This window comes from Dokdonella sp., from assembly GCF_044227025.1.
GTDB lineage: Bacteria > Pseudomonadota > Gammaproteobacteria > Xanthomonadales > Rhodanobacteraceae > Dokdonella_A.
In genome coordinates this window covers 44,497-61,655 of the sequence record NZ_JBGAFX010000002.1, presented here as the reverse complement: position 1 = coordinate 61,655, position 17,159 = coordinate 44,497, and the positions used below count along the sequence as shown (strand labels likewise).

Below are 17,159 nucleotides of genomic sequence, written 5' to 3'. Positions count from 1 at the left end.
ATGCAGGAGCAATTCCAGGCATGCCATGGATGGACGGTATGCCGGATCCGCGGATGCTCCCGGCATCCGCGAACACTTCCCACATCCCTGTGGGTCGGAATGCAGGAGCCAATCCCGATATGTCCAAGACTGATCGCAAGCGCGCATTGGCGGAACGATGTGCCCGCTAGTGTGTCTGCTCTAGGCGAAGCCGAAATGATCGCGGTCACTCGCGGCGAATGCCGCATCCAGTGGAGGACACGACGATGGCCAAGCCCAAGCTCAAGGCGCGCACCAAGGCAGCAGCAGCGGAAGCGACCAGGGATGCCCGCGGCATCAGCAAGACCGTGATGGATTCCGCCCAGCAGATCTGGCTCGCCGGCCTCGGCGCGTTCGCCAAGGCTCAGGAAGAAGGCAGCAAGCTGTTCGAGGCGCTGGTCAAGGAAGGCACCGCGCTGGATGCGAAGACGCGCAAGTTCACCGAAGCGCGCGTCAACGAAGCACGCGGCAATGTCGAGAGCACGCTCGGTCAGGTGCGCGAGCGCAGCCAGGAAACCTGGGACAAGCTCGAGAAGGTGTTCGAGGATCGCGTCTCGAAGGCGCTCGGCCGTCTCGGCATCCCGGGCCACGCCGATCTCAAGGCCCTGTCGTCGCGGGTCGACGCCCTCTCGCGCGAAGTGAAGAACCTCGGCGGCAAGCCGGCCACGGCCAAGCGCCCGGCGGCGAAGCGCGCATCGAAGAAATAAGCCGGACAACCGGATGCGCCTCGCCTGCAATGGGCGAGCGCGCGTTCAAGCCCTGCCCCTTCAAGGCAGCGTCCTGCGCCTGTCCGCAGGGGAAGGGTTGGGTGGTGATGGCGGGAACGCCGATGCGGGAACAGGAGCATCGCGGCTTCCGCCGCTCGCACAGGGCGAGAGGAGCATCGAGGCTGAAGCCGCTCCTCCAACACCGGGGGCGATGCCCGACGGCTTCGCATGAGTGCGCCCAGCCGCCTCTGCACAAATCATCCCTGGTGCGGTCCCGCTCGCCATCCATGGCTCGCCAGAAATTCCTGCAAGCGCTGCCGGAGGGCAGCGCATGCGTTCCCGAGCGCTTCGGAACAAACCATCCGTGGTGCGGTCCCGCTCGCCATCCATGGCTCGCCAGAAATTCCTGCGCACGCTGCCGGAGGGCAGCGTGCAAACGCAGGAATTTCTACCAATGCACTCCTCGCATGAGGGATGCGAATGCGACCTGCTCGGCGGTCGGTTCGGCTTCTGAACGCCCTTTCATGCCTTTCGCAGCCTGCGAATCGGGGAACAGGCGGAACGCGGTGTTCATGACGATCTCGTATACGCGCGGGGCGAGCGCGTAAAACACTTGTGCGAACGTGCCGAGGCGGGTCGCGATGCGTACCGGGCGTTGGACGATCGCCTCGATGATGATGTCGGCGGCTTCGTCCGGCGACAGCGTGGGCACCGACTCGTACATCTTGGTCGGCGCGATCATCGGTGTCTTCACCAGCGGCATGTTGATGGTGGTGAAGCTCACGCCGTTGTCGGAATACTCCGCCTGCGCGCAGCGCGAGAACGCATCCAGCGCCGCCTTCGAGGCGACGTAGGCCGAGAAGCGCGGCGAATTGGTCAGCACGCCGATCGACGAGATGTTGATGATGTGTCCGCGATAGCGCTCGGCCATGCCGGGCAGCACGCCCATGATCAGGCGCAGCGCACCGAAGTAGTTCAGCTGCATCGTGCGCTCGAAATCGTGGAAGCGGTCGAAGCTCGCGCTGATCGCGCGGCGAATCGAGCGGCCCGCGTTGTTGATGAGCACGTCGACCTGCTTGTGGTCGGCCAGCACGTCGGCGACGAACTTGTCACACGAGGCCAGGTCGGCGAGGTCCACCTGGTAGGTGTGACACACGCCGCCCGCCGCCTCGATCTCCTTTTTGGTCTCGGCCAGCTCTTCCGCGCCGCGTGCGCAGATGACGAGCTTCGCGCCCGCTGCGGCGATCTTCAGGGCCGCCGCCTTGCCGATGCCGGACGAACCACCGGTGATGACGACCACCTTGTTCTTGACCTTTCCGCCGAGCGAATGATCGACGAACAGGTCCGGATCCAGGTGGCGTTCCCAGTAGTCCCACAGGCGCCAGGCGTAGTCGTCGAGCTTGGGCAAGCGGATCTTGCTGCCCTTCAGCGCGCGCTCGGTCTCGCGGCAGTCGAAGCGCGTCGGGTAGTTGACGAACTTCATCACCGACGCCGGGATGCCGAGGTCGCGCAGCAGCACGTTAACCACGCGCTTGACCGGTGGCAGGCTGCCGAGCGCGGCGCGGATGCTGCCGGGAATGAAGCCGAACATGCGTGCGTCGAGGCGCATCGTCATCTGCGGCGCGTGGCCCGCGCGTGCGAACAGGTTCAGCACTTCGCCGATGCGGCGCGGCGCCGGGTCGGTCAGGTGGAAAGTGTGGCCATCGAGCCCCGGCTTGTGCGCGATGTGGTCCATCGCCGCGGCGACCCAGTCGACCGGCACCAGGTTGAGGCGCCCGCCCTCGAGTCCGATCGTCGGCATCCACGGCGGCAGCGCCTGGCGCATCTTCTTGATGAGGCGGAAGAAGTAATACGGCCCGTCGATCTTGTCGATGACACCGGTGCGCGAATCGCCGATCACGATGCCCGGCCGGTAGATGCGATACGGGCGCTTGCTGCCCTTGCGCACGAGGCCTTCGGAATCGTGCTTGGTGCGGAAATATGGATGATCCAGTTCCTCTGCCTCGTCGAACATGTCCTCGCGGAACACGCCCGGATACAGCCCCGCGGCGGCGATCGAACTCACATGGTGGAAGCAGCCGGCCTTGATCGCCTCGGCGAAGTCGAGCGCGTTGCGCGTGCCCTCGACGTTCGCGGTGATCTGGCTCGCCTCGTCGGCGGCGAGGTCGTACAGCGCGGCGAGGTGGAAGAAATGCTTCACCTTGCCGGCGAGTTCCTTCTGCGCGGCCGGCGCGACGCCGAGCCTCGGCTTGGCGAGATCGCCAACCACCGCAACAAGGCGGTCCTCGTCCGCACCCAGTTCCTCGCGCAACGTCTTGAACTTCGCCAGCGATTCCTTGCGCACGAGGCAATGGATCGTGCCTTTGCGTTCGAGCAGGCGTTCGAGCAGATGGCGTCCGATGAAGCCCGTCGCACCGGTCACGAAATAGGTCATCGCCGCCAACTCCCCCGCCGTCGTATTGTCGGCCAAGCATAGCCCTGCACGAGCGCTGATGGCTACGCTCGAAACCTCGGGAGTGCCTGGCAGTGCACCCATGCGCGATCGATGCCGGGGACCGCGCCGAGCGCGGGTCGCTTGCAGGGCGGGCTCGTGCAGGGACCATCTTGCAATGGTCCGATTGACCGCGCGCGGGTGCGCTGTTGTAAGCTCGGCATCCACCCGACGCGAAGTCACCGGTACAGCCATGGCCGACCTCAAAGCCCGCTTCGAAAAAGCCGCCGAAGACATCAAGAAACTGTCCGAGCGACCCGACAACGACACGTTGCTGAAACTGTATGCGTTGTACAAGCAGGGTTCGGACGGCGACGTCTCGGGACCGAAGCCGGGCTTCTTCGATTTCGTCGGGACCGCGAAATACGAAGCATGGGCCAAGCTCAAGGGCACCAAGGCCGAAGACGCGCAACAAAAATACGTCGACCTCGTGAAGAAGCTCGGCGGCTGAATCGCCTGCGCCGCGTTACCGTATGAGCCCACCCCGTGGGCGACCCACCAATGTTTTGTCGCGCACAAGGTGCGCTCCTGCCTCGCGCACTGCCGCGCGCCTCCCGACGCGATCGACCCATGGCACGCCAGACCCGCGAGCGCATCCTCGAAACCAGCCTCGCGATGTTCAACGCGCAGGGTGAGCCGAACGTCACGACCAACCACATCGCGGACGAACTCGGCATCAGTCCCGGCAACCTGTACTACCACTTCCGCAGCAAGGACGACATCGTCGAGCACCTGTTCGCGCGCTACGAAGCGGGCGTCGGCGAGGCCCTGCTGCTGCCGGATGGCCGCGCCCCCAACCTGGAGGACATCTGGCTGCAGCTGCACCTCGTGTTCGAATCGCTGTGGGGCTATCGCTTCCTCTATCGCGACCTGGTCGACATCCTCGCGCGCAACCGCAAGCTGAAGCTGCGCTTCGCGCGCATCATGAATCGCGCCTCGACCAGTGCAACCGACCTGCTGCGCGGACTGGTGCGCGCCGGCGTGATGCGCGCCACTGCCGACGAGATCCACGCGCTCGCCGAAAACATCCTGCTGGTAGCCACATTCTGGATGAGTTTCGACGCCGTGCGGGGCGGCAAGGCCGAGGCTGGCGAAGCCGACCTCAACCGCGGCATCCACCGCGTGATGATGTTGATTGCACCGTTCCTGCGCGATGCAGAGCGCTACCACCTCAACACGCTGGCAGCGACCTATGTACGGTGACGCGCCTCGCTGACGCCCGCATCCGGGTGCGCGCAGGCTTCCCGGGTCAACGAGCGCCTGCGAGGGTGACGATAAACCGCACGTGCCCGTCTCCAGCCGGCTCGCACATCGCGTCACCCCCATGGCGGCGCGCGATCTGGCGCACGAGGGCAAGTCCTAGCCCGGTGCCGACCTGGTCGCTCTCGCCATTGCGGCGGTAGAACGGTGCAAACAGGCGCTCGCACTGGTCCGCAGGCAGGTCGCGTCCTTCGTCGCTGACGACGATGCGTGCGCCGCCGTCATCGCCACGCGAGAGATGCACGCGGGTCGGCGGAACGCCGTGCCGCCGCGCGTTCTCGAGCAGGTTGCGCAGCAGGCGGCGCAAAAGGCGCGGGTCGCCGCGGAGTTGCATCGGCGTGCCGTCAAGTTCCGACTCGGGATAGCGTGCACACTCCTCTGCGGCGAGCGCGAGCAGGTCGATGTCCTCGACCACTTCGGTCGCCGCCACCGCGTCGAGGCGGCTGGCGAGCAGGATCTCGTCGATCAGCGTGTCGAGTTCGGCGATGTCACGATTGAGGCCGGTCCGACGCGCCGGGTCCGCGGACTCCTTCATCAGCTCGACGGCCATGCGGATGCGCGTGAGCGGAGTGCGCAGTTCGTGCGATGCGTTCGCCAGCAGCGACTTGTGCGCGCCGACGAGTTCGTCGATGCGGCCTGCGGCGCGGTTGAAGCTCTGCGCCAGGCGTGCGATTTCATCGTTGCCCTCGACCGCGACGCGCGTCGACAGCTGCCCCGCCCCGAGCGACTCGACACCGGCCTGCAGCCGCTCCAGGCGCCTGGCGAGATGGCGCACGATCGGAAACGCGGCGACGCCGACAGCAAGCGCGATGACGAGCAGCATCACCAACAGCACGTATTCCGGGCGGCCGTGGATGATCGGCACGCTCGCGAGCAGGCGGCGGCCGTCCGGCAAGCGCAGCGCCCAGACCATATCGCCGTGCGCGTGATGCGCGGCGTGCGCGTCGTCGGCGGGCAACGGCGGCCCGATTGCGGCGAACCGTGTGCCGTCGCGCGCCTGCAACACCACGTCGGCATCGATCCCGGCCACGAGCTTGCGCAGCGACGCCTGCTGCTGTTCCGCCGTCGCCGTGGCCGGTGCGAGCGCGTTCTGCAGCAGGCGCTCCGCCGCGTGGTTGTCATGCAAAGGGACGATCCACAGGTGCCACACGCAGCCGGCGACGATCGCGAACACGAACAGGCTGCCGAGCAAGGCGAAATAGAAGTGCAGGTAGAGGCGTGACATGTCAGTCCTGTGCGCGCGCGAACACGTAGCCGGCGCCGCGTACGGTGATGATGCGCCGCGGCGCCTTGGGATCGTCCTCGATCGCGGCGCGGATGCGCGAGACGTGCACGTCGATCGAGCGGTCGAACGCGTCGAGCTGCTCGCCCTTGGCGAGATCCATCAGCGTCTCGCGCGTCAGCACGCGCCCCGCATTCTCGGCCAGCGCAACCAGCAGGGAGAACTGGTACCCGGTCAGCGTGCACGGCTTGCCGTCGAGGCGCAGGGCATGCGCCGCGCGGTCGATCTCCAGGCGGCCGAACTGCAGCGGCCGTTCGAGCGGCAGTTGGCCGCGGCGGCGCCGCAGGATCGTGCGCAGCCGCGCCAGCAGCTCGCGCGGCTCGAACGGCTTGGGCAGGTAGTCGTCGGCACCGAGCTCGAGGCCGACGATGCGATCGGTGGCCTCGCCACGCGCGGTGAGCATCAGGACCGGCGTATCGGAGGTCGCACGCAGGCGGCGGCAGAGGTCGAGCCCGTCCATGTCCGGCAAGCCGAGGTCGAGCACGAGCGCGTCGAACTCGACCGCGGCGAGCTGTTCCAGCGCGTCGGCACCGCGCGCCGCGAGGCTGACGCGAAAGCCCGCCTGGCCGAGATATTCGTGCAGCATCTCGGCCAGGCGGGGGTCGTCTTCGGCGATCAGGATGCGTTCGGCCATGTCGGCAGGCACTCTAGCAGTATGTCGAGAAAGCGCGATCCCGCGCTTTCCCGAATCAGCGAGTCCGGCGCATGTCCGGACTCGCGTCCGCCGAATCAGCGGATCCCAGCGTTGACTCGCGAGCGATCCATCCATGGATCGCGTTGGCAGGCTGTTTCCCGACAGCCTGCCAGCGAACTGCGCTTGCGCTTGCGCTGGCGAGGCAGGTCGATCACTCGTGCGCTTCGGCGTGCATCTGCGTGATGCGCGCGACCAGCGCCTTGCGCTGCTCCGGCGTCAGGACGTCGGCGACGTCACCGACCAGCCGCGCGACGCGCTGGGTCACCTCGTCGGCGAGGCGCATGTTCTCGCTGCGCACGCGCTCGATCGCATCGCGGTCGATGCGATCGGCGCCGAACAGCGCGAGCATGTCGACGTGCGCGGCACGGAACCTTTCGTGCAACGGCGCGCATTCGGCGACCGCCTGCTTCACGAGCGGATCGATCTGCGCCTTCTGCGCATCGGTGACGTCGATCTCGCTGTAGATGTGTTGCAGCATTTCATCGACGTGCGCATCCATGTCGGCCGCCGTCATGGCGCGGCCGCCGTGATGCCAGCCACCGCCTCCCGCGGTGTGCGCGATCGCGGTGACACCGGCGGTGACGGCAACACCGACGACCAGCGCCAGCGCCGCGAGGCGCTTGAACAGGGGGCGCACGCGATGCGTGGACTTGTTGGAGGTATTCATCAGCAGGACTCCTTGGGAAAGGGCGAATGCCCGATGAGGAGTCTGCTCGTCGGTGGTTGGGGGCGTTTGTCGCGTGGGTAAAGATTTATGAAGCGCGCGCGTGGAGCAATGCCATTGCTCGCATCACGTCACGCGCAGGCGTGCGCTGGCGACAGCTCGTAGGTAGACCGAAAGGAAGGCCGTGACGAATGGCGAGCCGGAGACGATCAGCGCCAAGGCGACATAGATGAGCGAAAAACGAGAGTCGACACTCGGAACCAGTGGAACCAGCATGACCAGCGGCAAGCCCACGAGGCGGCGACGCGCAAGCAGGGACGCTCCGATCGCAATGATGAGGCAAGGAATGGCGGCATGCAGGCGCTCGCCAAGCGTGAATCGGCCAGGCGGCACCACATCGATGAGAAACACGCCAACGGCGCTCAAGGCGGCCAACCCCCACAAGAACCAGGCCATCGCATCGGAGAACCGAAACAATGCCCGCGTCAGTTTTCGGAAGAAACCAGGCGTTGGCGATCGCATCCGAAGCAAAATGATCCCGGTGTGCTTGACGCAGAAAGATCGCATCTGCGGCCCAATGGAAGTAGGCCGCCGCTCTGTCCGCTGCATGGTCAGTACAGCTTGATCTCGAGAATCAAATCTGTCTTGCGATGGGAAATGCCCAGTTCCTTCAAATTGCGAGCGAGGGCTTCTATATCCTGATGCTTTCGACCGCAGGTGAATTGGCTGTCGACTACCCGTTCCCAATAGAACGTCGCCGGAACGACAACATGTGCAATTTCGCGATACTGAAAAGCCTGCCGCCAAGTCCCGCCATCCATGGTTGTCGTATCCAGCAACTCATGTTCCTCTGGAAAGCCCGAGGTCCAGTACGTCAGCCAGTGCTCCAAACTCGAAAACGTAGTCCACGCGCACCAGGATTCGCTGTCCCACGGCAGCGACGATCCTCTTCCAAGCACACGACGTGCTTCACGAAAGAACATCCTCCAGTCGCCATCGTTCATCAATACATCTCATCGGGCTTGCGGGCGCGGCATTGCGAGATGATCAGCCCTTACCGCCCCGGACGGATCTGGTTGCGCTCCTGCTGGCGATCCCATGCACGCAGTTCGTCGCGGATGTGCGCGATGCGCTGGCGACCGAGCGCATTGCGGCCTTCGTCTAGGACCTGTGCGTCGAGCAGTTCGGCGAGGCGCTGTGCGGTCGGCAGCAGCATTTCCCACGCATCGAGCGCCGGCAGCGGGCCGGGCAAGGTCATGAACAGGGTCACGCCGGGCGTGCGCACGCTGTCGAGCTGGGCCATGTCGAAGTTGCCGGGCTTGACCATGTTGGCCATCGAGAACACCGGGCCGTCAGCCTTCTTGCCGAGCACCAGGCGGTGGAAGATGCCCATGTCGCCGAATTCAAGGCCGGCCTTCTCGGCGGCGACGACGACGTCGGGGCCGGCGAGCAGGTCGCCTGCACGCGCGGCGACGAACAGGGTGACGATGCGTTCGATCGACTGTTCGGGACGCTTGCCGACGGCCGATCGCGCGGCGCTGCGCACGCTCGGCGGGATGTCGCGGGCGTCGAACGAGTCGACCTGCGAGACGTCGAGCTCGCCCTGCGTCGGCAGCGCGTCGGGGTCGCTGAAAGTCGGTTCGACGCGTTCCTGCTCACCGCCGCTGCGCCGCGCCGGACGACGCTCGCCCTGCTCGGGCTTCCTCGGTCGGCCGAACACGTAGATCAGCAGGAGCACGATCGCACCGAGGACGATGAGCGGGATGCCGACGGACGCGTTCCATTCCATGATGCTCGCCTTGTGTCGTTGAGGGGCGCCGCGGTCAGGCCGCGCCTGCAAGTTTAGCCGCTTCGGCGAGGTCGACCTGCACCAGTCGCGAAACCCCCGGTTCGCGCATGGTTACACCGCACAATTGCTTGGCCGCTTCCATCGTCGCCTTGTTGTGGGTGACGAAGATGAACTGCACCTGTTCGCTCATTTCCGAAACGAGCGAGGAGAAGCGGCCGACATTCGCTTCGTCGAGTGGAGCATCGACCTCGTCGAGCAGGCAGAACGGCGCCGGATTCAACCGGAAGATCGAGAACACCATCGCCACCGCGGTCATCGCCTTCTCGCCGCCGGACAGCAGCGAGATCGAGCTGACGCGCTTGCCGGGCGGTCGAGCCATGATCGTCACGCCGGTCGAGAGCAGGTCGTCTCCGGTGAGCTCGAGGTGCGCGTGGCCGCCGCCGAACAGGCGGGGGAACAGCTCCTGCACGCCGGTGTTGACGCGGTCGAACGTCTCCTTGAAGCGCGAGCGCGTTTCCTTGTCGATCTTCTTGATCGCGCCTTCGAGCGTCTCCAGCGCGGTGCCGAGGTCGGTCAGCTGGGCGTCGAGGTAGGTCTTGCGCTGCGACTGTTCCTCGTATTCCTGGATCGCGGCGAGGTTGACCGGTTCGAGGCGGCGGATCTTCTGTTCGAGTTCGCCGAGGTCGCTCTGCCATTGGCTTGCATCGGCTTCGCCCGGCAGGGTCGCGATCAGCGTCTCGTATTCGAAGCCGGCCTCGACAATTGCGGCGCTCAGCGCCTGCGCGTGCAGGCGATGCTCCTGCTCGCGCAGGCGCAGCTGCGAGACTTCCTCGCGCTGTTCCTGCAGGCCCTGCTCGAACCGGTGGCGTTCCTGTTCGAGGCGACGCAGTTCGGCTTCCTGCTCCTGCTGTGCCTGACGCGCCTCGACCATCTGGCGATCCACCTGCAGGCGCTGGTTCAGGTAGGTCTGGCGTTCGCCCTCGAGGCCGGCCAGCGGATCGTTGCTCGAAAGCAGGCGCGAGGCGATCTCGCTGCGGCGCGTTTCGAATTGCGCGAGCTGGCCGTGCATGCGCTGCAGCGACTGCTCCAGCGCGGCGACCGCGGTCCGCCGCGACTCGGTCGACAACGCGACCTGGTGCGCGGCATCGCGTGCCTCGCGCGCGTTCATGCGCGCTTCCTCGCGCGCCTCGAGCAGCTTGCGGCGCTCGCCGTCGAGCGCGAGGCGATGCTGTTCGAGCTCGCTCATGTGGCTGATCGCGGTTTCCAGACGGCCGCGCGCCTCGCGCGCCTGCTCGCGATCGGTTTCGAGCTTGGCGTGGACTTCCTCGAGTTCGGCCGCGACGCGGTTCAGGCGCTCGTGCGCGCTGTCGATGCGGCCGCGCTGGCTCTGCAGCTGGCCGCCGACTTCGGCCAGGCGGCGATGCGCGGTGTACAGATCACGCTGTGCATCCTCGCGCGCGCGATCCGCGTCGATGCGTTCGAGCTTGCCGCGGTCGAGTGCCTCGGCATGCGCATCGATCTCGGCTTCGAGCGCAGCGATGCGCTCGCCGAGCTCGCGGATCTCGCGTTCACGCGCAAGCACGCCGACCTGGGCTCCGGCGCCGCGCTGCACGCGCAGGAAACCGTGCCCGAACCATTCGCCGTCGGCGGTTACGATCGATTCGCCGGGCGCGATCTGTGCGGCCTGCGCACGCGCTGCGGCGAGATCGCCGGCAACGCGGACGCGTGCGAGCATGGCACGCGCCGCCGCTGGTCCACGCACATGCGCGGCAAGCGTGCCGGCATGCGCGTCGGAACCGTCTGCGGCACGCAGCAGCACGAGGTCGGCTTCGCCGAGCGAGCCGAGGTCATCGATCAGCGCGGACGGATCGTCCACCAGCACCGCTTCGAGCCAGCCGTCGAGCACGGATTCGACCGCGCGCTCCCAGCCGGCATCGACCTGCAGCGCCTCGCCGAGGCGGCGTGCGCCGCCGAGACCGAGCTTGTCGAGCCATGTCTTGGCTGCACCGCCCTCGCCGAGCGCAGCGTGCTGCAGCGTCTCGAGCGAGCCGAGGCGACCGCGCAGCTTCTCCAGCTCGCCGCGCTTTCCGCTCAGCATCGTCTGCGTTGTACGTTCGAGTTCGAGCGCGGCTTCGGCCGCGTGGCGGCGTTCTTCCAGCGACGTGGTGTGCATCTCGACCTGCTCGCGCAAGGTCGCGTGCTCGGCATCGAGCGCGCCGAGCGCCTTGCCAAGCTCGTCGATGTTCGCGGCGGCGCGTTCCGCTTCGAGCGTGGCGCGACGCTGGTCGGTGGCGAGCAGTTGCTTGTCGAGATAGTCGAGGCGGGTGCGCTCGATCTCGGCCGCCTGCCCCGCCTGCGAGGTCGACAGCGAGTGCTGGTCCCACTGCGCCTGCCAGTCCGACAGCTGCTGCTCGCTCGCGCGCAACGCTTCGGCGGCGGCTTCGTCGGCATCGCGCAGGGTCGCCAGTTGCGGTTCGGCGTCGGCGAGCAATGCGCCGAGTTCCTCGAAGCGCTGGCGGTCGCCGGCGATGTGCTCGGCCAGTTCGGCGTGCGCGCGCTCGGTTTCGTGGCGCGCGCGTTCCAGCTGCTCGGCCAGTTCCCTGCTGTGCTGGATCTGCTGCTCGACGCGCGCGATCTCGGCGCCGACCTTGTACACCTCGGCCTGCACGGCGTTCATGTGCTCGACCGCGCCGGCGTGTTTCTCGCGCCCGGTCTCGAGCGCGGCCTCGGTGTGGCGCTGTTCGGCAAGCTGCTGCTCGATCGCCAGTTCCGCCTTGCGCAACGCGGCCGAGTGGCGGTCGAGATCGGCTTGCGCGCCGCGCAGGCCGAGCGCCTTGACCTCGGCTTCCTTCTTCTTCTGTTCTTCCTTGAGCCTCTGCCAGCGCTCGGCGGTTTTCGCCTGGCGATTGAGGTGTTCGAGCTGCTTGTCGACCTCGTCGCGCACGTCGCGCACGCGGTCGAGGTTTTCGCGCGTCGCCTTGATGCGGCTCTCGGTCTCCTTGCGGCGCTCCTTGTACTTGGAGATGCCGGCCGCTTCTTCGAGGTGATTGCGCAACTGCTCGGGATCGGCCTCGACGATCTCCGAGATCATGCCCTGCTCGATGATCGAGTAGCTGCGCGGGCCGAGGCCGGTGCCGAGGAAGATGTCGGTGATGTCGCGGCGGCGGCAGCGAACGCCGTTGAGGAAGTACTGCGACTGGCCGTCGCGGCTGACCACGCGCTTGACGGAGATCTCGTTGTAGCTCGCGTACTCGCCGACGATCAGGCCATCGGAATTGTCGAACAGCAGTTCAACCATCGCGCTGCCGACCGGCTTGCGACCGCTGGAACCCGAGAAGATAACGTCGGTAAGCGCGTCGCCGCGCAACCGGCTCGCTGCGCTTTCGCCCATGACCCAGCGGATCGCGTCGATGATGTTCGACTTGCCGCAACCGTTCGGACCGACCACGCCCGTCATGTTGGTCGGGAAGTGCAGCGTGGTCGGGTCGACGAACGACTTGAATCCGGCCAGCTTGATCGTAGTCAGACGCATGCAGCGATTACCTCGGTGACGCGGTCGCGCCGGAGCGCGTGCGGATCTTCGTTCAGTGGAGTTCTTCGGGTGCGCGCGCGTCGATCGCGAGCGCATGGATGTCGGTCTGCATCAATTCGCCGAGCGCGGCATACACCGCGCGATGGCGCGCCAGCGGCAGCTGGCCGCGGAACGCGGTGCTGACGATGCGTACGCGGAAGTGGCCGCGGCCGTCGCGCGCACCGGCATGACCCGCGTGGCGATGGCTCTCGTCCTCGATTGCGAGCTCGCTCGGCGCGAGCGCGGCGACGAGGCGTTCGCGGATCTGTTCCACGCGCATGCTCAAGGCGCCACCCGGCGGAATGGTCGCACGCTGACGTCGGCGTACACGCCCGCGCCGATGTAGGGATCGGCGTCGGCCCATGCGCGCGCAGCGACGAGGTCGTCGAACTCGGCGATGATGAGGCTGCCGGTGAAGCCGGCCGAACCCGGGTCCTCGGCGTCGATCGCGGGGAACGGACCGGCCAGCATCAGCCGTCCTTCGTCGCGCAGGCGATTGAGTCGCTCGAGGTGCGCCGGACGCGCCGCGAGGCGGCGCTGCAACGAATCGGGGACGTCGGTGCCGACGATCGCGTACCACATCGGGAGTGCATCCTGCGGACAAACGTCTATGTTAGCCGAAGCGCCGGGTGGCTTCTCCCTGCCACCAGCCGCGGCGCACCCGTCCAATCGCGCACGCGGCGCGCTCCTGCGGGGGCAACCGCAGGCATCCGGCCGCAAGCATTTGCGCAAAGGCGCATTTCCCCGTACCCTAGGGGCGAATCGAGAGGCCGGGGTCCCGCGCGCGCCGTCGCGGAGATCTTTCCTGCCGGCACCTCCCGACCTTTGACAGGGTATCGCCGACCTCCGGGTTCCGTATGGATCCGGGCGTCCTTCGTTGCAGGCCGCCGCGCCATCGGAACCCCGAGCGCGCCACGCCGCACCGCCGTGATCGTTGCACGACCCGCCGCGCCGTGAGGCACCGGATGGCCGTGGGATCGGGATCATCGGATCCACATGAACCAGACCGCCGAACAGCCCAGCCCAGACATACCGGCCAGCACGTTTCCGCAGGTGCCGCAGCAGCAGGAGATCCCGCTCGCGCTCGTGCGCGGCCAGCCCGTGCTCGAAATCCCGCAGGACCTGTACATCCCGCCGGATGCGCTCGAGGTCATCCTCGACGCATTCGAGGGGCCGCTCGACCTGCTGCTGTACCTGATCCGCCGGCAGAACCTCGACATCCTCGACATTCCGATCGCGGAGATCACGCGCCAGTACGTCGACTACATCGAGATGATGCACGAGATGAAACTGGAGCTCGCGGCCGAATACCTGGTCATGGCCGCGATCCTCGCCGAGATCAAGTCGCGCCTGCTGCTGCCGCGACCGCCGACCGAGGAAGGCATCGAAGGCGATCCGCGCGCGGAGCTGGTGCGCCGGCTGCAGGAGTACGAGCGCTTCAAGAAGGCGGCCGAGGACATCGAGGCGCTGCCGCGCCAGGAGCGCGATTTCGCGATCGCACACGTGGTCGTGGACGACCGCAACGTGGTCCGCCTGCCGCCGCCGGTCGAGTTGCGCGAACTGCTGCTGGCGCTCAAGGACGTGATGAAGCGGGCCGAGCTGTACGGCCACCATGCGATCCAGCGCGATGCACTCAATGTGCGCAGCCGCATGAGCGACGTGCTGAACACGCTCGGCGACGGCGAGTTCCATCGCTTCGAGAAACTGTTCGACGCCAGCGAAGGCACCCGCGGCGTGGTCGTGACCTTCCTCGCGATGCTGGAACTGGCCAAGGAACAATTGATCGAGATCGTGCAGGAGGGATCACTGGCGCCGATCTATGTCAAATCGCTCGCCGTCGCGGAATCCGGCCAGCGCGGCCGCGACACCGGTGAAAACGGCGATTCCGGCGACCAAGGCGATCTTCCACAAAATTGACTCGAGCGATCTTCCATGATCGCAACGACAAAAGCGGCTGTGCGTGGCCGCACTTTTGGACAGCTTCAGGCGATCTTCCTTGATCGCGAAAAACAAAAGCGGCCGTGCATGGCCGCACTTTGGACAGCTTCAGGCGATCTTCCTTGATCGGGAAAAACAAAAGCAGCCGTGCATGGCCGCACTTTGGACAGCTTCAGGCGATCTTCCTTGATCGCGAAAACAAAAGCGGCCATCCATGGCCGCACTTCTCAATGACAAATCACTGAAACAACCTTGATGGAAACATCCCAACTCAAGCGCATCCTCGAGGCCGCCCTGCTCGCGTCCGCGCATCCGCTTTCGCTGCCGCAGATTTCCGGGCTGTTCGACGAGTTCAGCATGCCCTCGCACGACGATCTGGCGAAGGCGCTCGAAGAGCTGCAGGCCGACAGTGCCGAGCGTGGCATCGAACTGGTCGAGGTCGCCTCCGGCTTCCGCTACCAGGTGCGCCAGGACGTGCACCCGTTCGTCTCGCGCCTGTGGACCGAGCGCCAGACGCGTTATTCGCGCGCGCTGCTCGAAACGCTTTCGCTGATCGCCTACCGCCAGCCGATCACGCGCGCGGAAATCGAACAGATCCGCGGCGTGGCGGTGTCGACCCACATCGTTCGCACCCTCGAGGAACGCGACTGGGTGCGCGTGGTCGGCTACCGCGATCTGCCCGGCAAGCCGGCGCTGTTCGGCACGACCAAGCAGTTCCTCGACTACTTCAGCTTGAAATCCCTCGACGAGCTGCCGCCGCTGAGCGAGATCCACGATATCGAGGACCTCAATCCGCAGCTTGACCTCGGCGACCCCCGCGGCGCGATCGCCGCGCGCCTGCCGGTCGACGAGGAGCCCGCTGAAACGGACGCCCGGCACGGCGAAGGCGACACCGACAACACCGCGGTCGACCCCCGCGAATCCACATCCAGCGACGAGCCGCCGAGCGGCAGCGCACACGAAGACACCCCGGAATCCATCGCATGACCACCTCGTCCCGTTCCATCCTCAAGCTCAAACGCACGCCCGACGCGGCGGATGCACCAGCCGTCGAGGAGCGCCTGCACAAGGTGCTCGCGAATGCCGGCCTTGGCTCGCGCCGCATGCTCGAAACGCGCATCGAGGCGGGTGAAGTGCAGCTCAACGGCGCCGTCGCGACCCTCGGCCAGAGCGTTCGCAGCGGCGACCGTGTCGAGATGGACGGCAAGCGTTTCGTCGTCATCGCCGACAACGCCGAACACGCGCAGGTGCTGCTCTACAACAAGCCCGACGGCGTGGTCGCGACGCGCGACGATCCCGAGGGCCGTGAGACCGTGTTCGAGCAGTTGCCGCAGATCAAGGGCGCTCGCTGGATCGCGGTCGGCCGCCTCGACATCAACACGACCGGCCTGCTGCTGCTGACCACCGATGGCGATCTCGCCAATACCCTGATGCATCCGCGCTCGGAGATCGAACGCGAGTACATCTGTCGCGTGCATGGGGAAGTGCCGGACGAAGTAATCGAGAAACTGCGCAACGGCATCGAACTCGAGGACGGCCCCGCGCACTTCGAGGAAATCGCGGTGATCAGCCGCGGCGCAAGCCATTCCTGGTTCCGCGTCGTGCTCCGCGAAGGGCGCAATCGCGAGGTGCGCCGCATGTGGGAATCGCAGGGCCTGATGGTCAGTCGCCTCAAGCGCATCCGCTACGGCAGCGTCGAGCTGCCGCGTGGCCTGTTGCGCGGACAGTCGACCGAACTGGATGCCTCCGAGGTCGCCAGCTTGCGCGAACGCGTCGGCGTGCGCACGCCGGAACCGCGCCTGACGCTGGCGCCGGTGATCGGCCAGCGCCGCGCGGTGCCGACCGAGTTCCGCCCGAATCCGAAGGCACAGCAAGCGTGGACCGGTACGCAGGGCGACGAAGCGCGCGAGTTCGCCGCGTTCGACCGCATCCGCGACGACGGCTGGCGCGGCGCGGCGGCGAAGCCACGCAAGGCGCGCGGCCCGGGTGGTCCCGGTGGCGCGCGTGGCCCGGGCGGCCGCAAGAATGGTCCGCCCCAGCAGCGTGCCGGACGCGGCGGCCCGGGTGGTCAAGCGCGCGGCCAGGGTCCGCGCCAAGGCCAGGGCCAGCGCGGTCCGCGCCAAGGGCAAGGGCAAGGGCACGGTCAAGCGCAGGGGCATTCCCGCGCCCACTACGCCGAACCGGGTCTCAGCCCGGCCGTGCTGAAAAGCTGGTTCCCCGATGCCGCAGGACAGCCAGGCAGCAAGCGGCGCGGCGCGCGCCCGGGTATGGAACAGCCGTATAACTCCGGTCAGTTCCAGCCGCACGGCAACAAGGACGACAACCGCGGCAACCGCGTGCACCCGCAGAATCCGCAGCCTTCGGGGCGTGGCCCGCGTCGCGACGGCAACCAACCGAATGCGAACCCGAATCGTCGCGGCGGCTCGCCCGGCAATTCGGTGCAGGAAGGCTCGCCCTACGGCAATCACGCACCGCGTCCGCAACACGCCAAGGGACCGCGCCCGAACGACGGACGCCGCCCACCGAACCGCGGTGGCTCACCCGGCAATTCCGTGCACGACACGCCGTCGGGCAACCGCGCGCCGGGTGGCCGCAACCGTGGACGTGGTCCGCGCCCGCGCTGATCCGACTACTGCATCCTGCGCAATGCGTGGCGCGCTACAGGGTTCGCTCCTGCAGGCATTCGGGCCATCCATGCGTCAGCCGGAAATCGCTCGTGCATTTCCGGCATTCGGGCCATCCATG

16 protein-coding genes are annotated in these 17,159 nt (G+C 66.8%); 6 read left to right on the top strand and 10 right to left on the bottom strand.

Features of this window, described 5'->3' with window-relative positions; translation table 11 throughout:
- The first annotated feature begins 245 nt into the window (after positions 1-245).
- A complete protein-coding gene (locus tag ACILRJ_RS04585; RefSeq protein WP_395680867.1) occupies positions 246-725 on the top strand; it encodes a phasin family protein in 480 nt (159 codons plus the stop codon).
- Positions 726-1,173: 448 nt separating this feature from the next.
- Here ACILRJ_RS04585 and ACILRJ_RS04580 read toward each other — a convergent pair whose 3' ends face one another.
- Positions 1,174-3,159, bottom strand: coding sequence for an SDR family oxidoreductase (locus ACILRJ_RS04580; RefSeq protein ID WP_395680865.1), 1,986 nt, complete (start codon positions 3,157-3,159; stop codon positions 1,174-1,176).
- A 250-nt stretch (positions 3,160-3,409) separates the two neighbouring features.
- Between ACILRJ_RS04580 and ACILRJ_RS04575 the strand changes: the two genes are divergently transcribed.
- Positions 3,410-3,667, top strand: coding sequence for an acyl-CoA-binding protein (locus ACILRJ_RS04575; RefSeq protein ID WP_395680863.1), 258 nt, complete (start codon positions 3,410-3,412; stop codon positions 3,665-3,667).
- A 119-nt stretch (positions 3,668-3,786) separates the two neighbouring features.
- Positions 3,787-4,419, top strand: coding sequence for a TetR/AcrR family transcriptional regulator (locus ACILRJ_RS04570; protein ID WP_395680861.1), 633 nt, complete (start codon positions 3,787-3,789; stop codon positions 4,417-4,419).
- Between the two features lie 46 nt (positions 4,420-4,465).
- Here the strand turns inward: ACILRJ_RS04570 and ACILRJ_RS04565 are convergent, their stop codons facing one another.
- The 9 genes from ACILRJ_RS04565 to ACILRJ_RS04525 all read right to left on the bottom strand — a co-directional run bounded on the left by ACILRJ_RS04565 (position 4,466) and on the right by ACILRJ_RS04525 (position 13,058).
- Positions 4,466-5,701 carry a sensor histidine kinase gene (locus tag ACILRJ_RS04565; protein ID WP_395680859.1) on the bottom strand — a complete coding sequence of 412 codons (1,236 nt, stop codon included), beginning with the start codon at positions 5,699-5,701 and terminating at the stop codon, positions 4,466-4,468.
- A 1-nt stretch (position 5,702) separates the two neighbouring features.
- Entirely contained in the window at positions 5,703-6,392 is a 690-nt protein-coding gene (locus ACILRJ_RS04560) for a response regulator (protein WP_395680857.1), read from the bottom strand.
- A gap of 211 nt (positions 6,393-6,603) precedes the next feature.
- Positions 6,604-7,119, bottom strand: a complete 516-nt coding sequence (locus tag ACILRJ_RS04555) for a Spy/CpxP family protein refolding chaperone (protein WP_395680855.1) — start codon at positions 7,117-7,119, stop codon at positions 6,604-6,606.
- Positions 7,120-7,242: 123 nt separating this feature from the next.
- The gene (locus ACILRJ_RS04550) at positions 7,243-7,638 is read right to left on the bottom strand and encodes a hypothetical protein (protein WP_395680853.1); all 396 of its coding nucleotides are present in this window, start codon (positions 7,636-7,638) and stop codon (positions 7,243-7,245) included.
- Between the two features lie 89 nt (positions 7,639-7,727).
- Positions 7,728-8,120, bottom strand: coding sequence for a hypothetical protein (locus ACILRJ_RS04545; protein ID WP_395680851.1), 393 nt, complete (start codon positions 8,118-8,120; stop codon positions 7,728-7,730).
- A gap of 50 nt (positions 8,121-8,170) precedes the next feature.
- Positions 8,171-8,905 (bottom strand): cell division protein ZipA, encoded by a 735-nt coding sequence (gene zipA / locus ACILRJ_RS04540; RefSeq protein ID WP_395680849.1) that lies wholly within the window; start codon positions 8,903-8,905, stop codon positions 8,171-8,173.
- A 34-nt stretch (positions 8,906-8,939) separates the two neighbouring features.
- Positions 8,940-12,437, bottom strand: a complete 3,498-nt coding sequence (gene smc / locus ACILRJ_RS04535; protein ID WP_395680847.1) for a chromosome segregation protein SMC — start codon at positions 12,435-12,437, stop codon at positions 8,940-8,942.
- Between the two features lie 52 nt (positions 12,438-12,489).
- A complete protein-coding gene (locus ACILRJ_RS04530) occupies positions 12,490-12,756 on the bottom strand; it encodes a BolA family protein (RefSeq protein WP_395682026.1) in 267 nt (88 codons plus the stop codon).
- Positions 12,757-12,758: 2 nt separating this feature from the next.
- Positions 12,759-13,058 (bottom strand): YciI family protein, encoded by a 300-nt coding sequence (locus ACILRJ_RS04525; RefSeq protein WP_395680845.1) that lies wholly within the window; start codon positions 13,056-13,058, stop codon positions 12,759-12,761.
- Positions 13,059-13,472: 414 nt separating this feature from the next.
- Between ACILRJ_RS04525 and ACILRJ_RS04520 the strand changes: the two genes are divergently transcribed.
- The 3 genes from ACILRJ_RS04520 to ACILRJ_RS04510 all read left to right on the top strand — a co-directional run bounded on the left by ACILRJ_RS04520 (position 13,473) and on the right by ACILRJ_RS04510 (position 17,038).
- On the top strand, positions 13,473-14,393 hold the full coding sequence (locus ACILRJ_RS04520) for a segregation and condensation protein A (RefSeq protein WP_395680843.1): 921 nt from the start codon (positions 13,473-13,475) through the stop codon (positions 14,391-14,393).
- Between the two features lie 276 nt (positions 14,394-14,669).
- Entirely contained in the window at positions 14,670-15,401 is a 732-nt protein-coding gene (gene scpB, locus ACILRJ_RS04515) for an SMC-Scp complex subunit ScpB (protein ID WP_395680841.1), read from the top strand.
- The gene (locus ACILRJ_RS04510; protein ID WP_395680839.1) at positions 15,398-17,038 is read left to right on the top strand and encodes a pseudouridine synthase; all 1,641 of its coding nucleotides are present in this window, start codon (positions 15,398-15,400) and stop codon (positions 17,036-17,038) included. Before scpB ends, ACILRJ_RS04510 begins: the two co-directional genes overlap by 4 nt.
- The last annotated feature ends 121 nt before the right edge of the window (positions 17,039-17,159 follow it).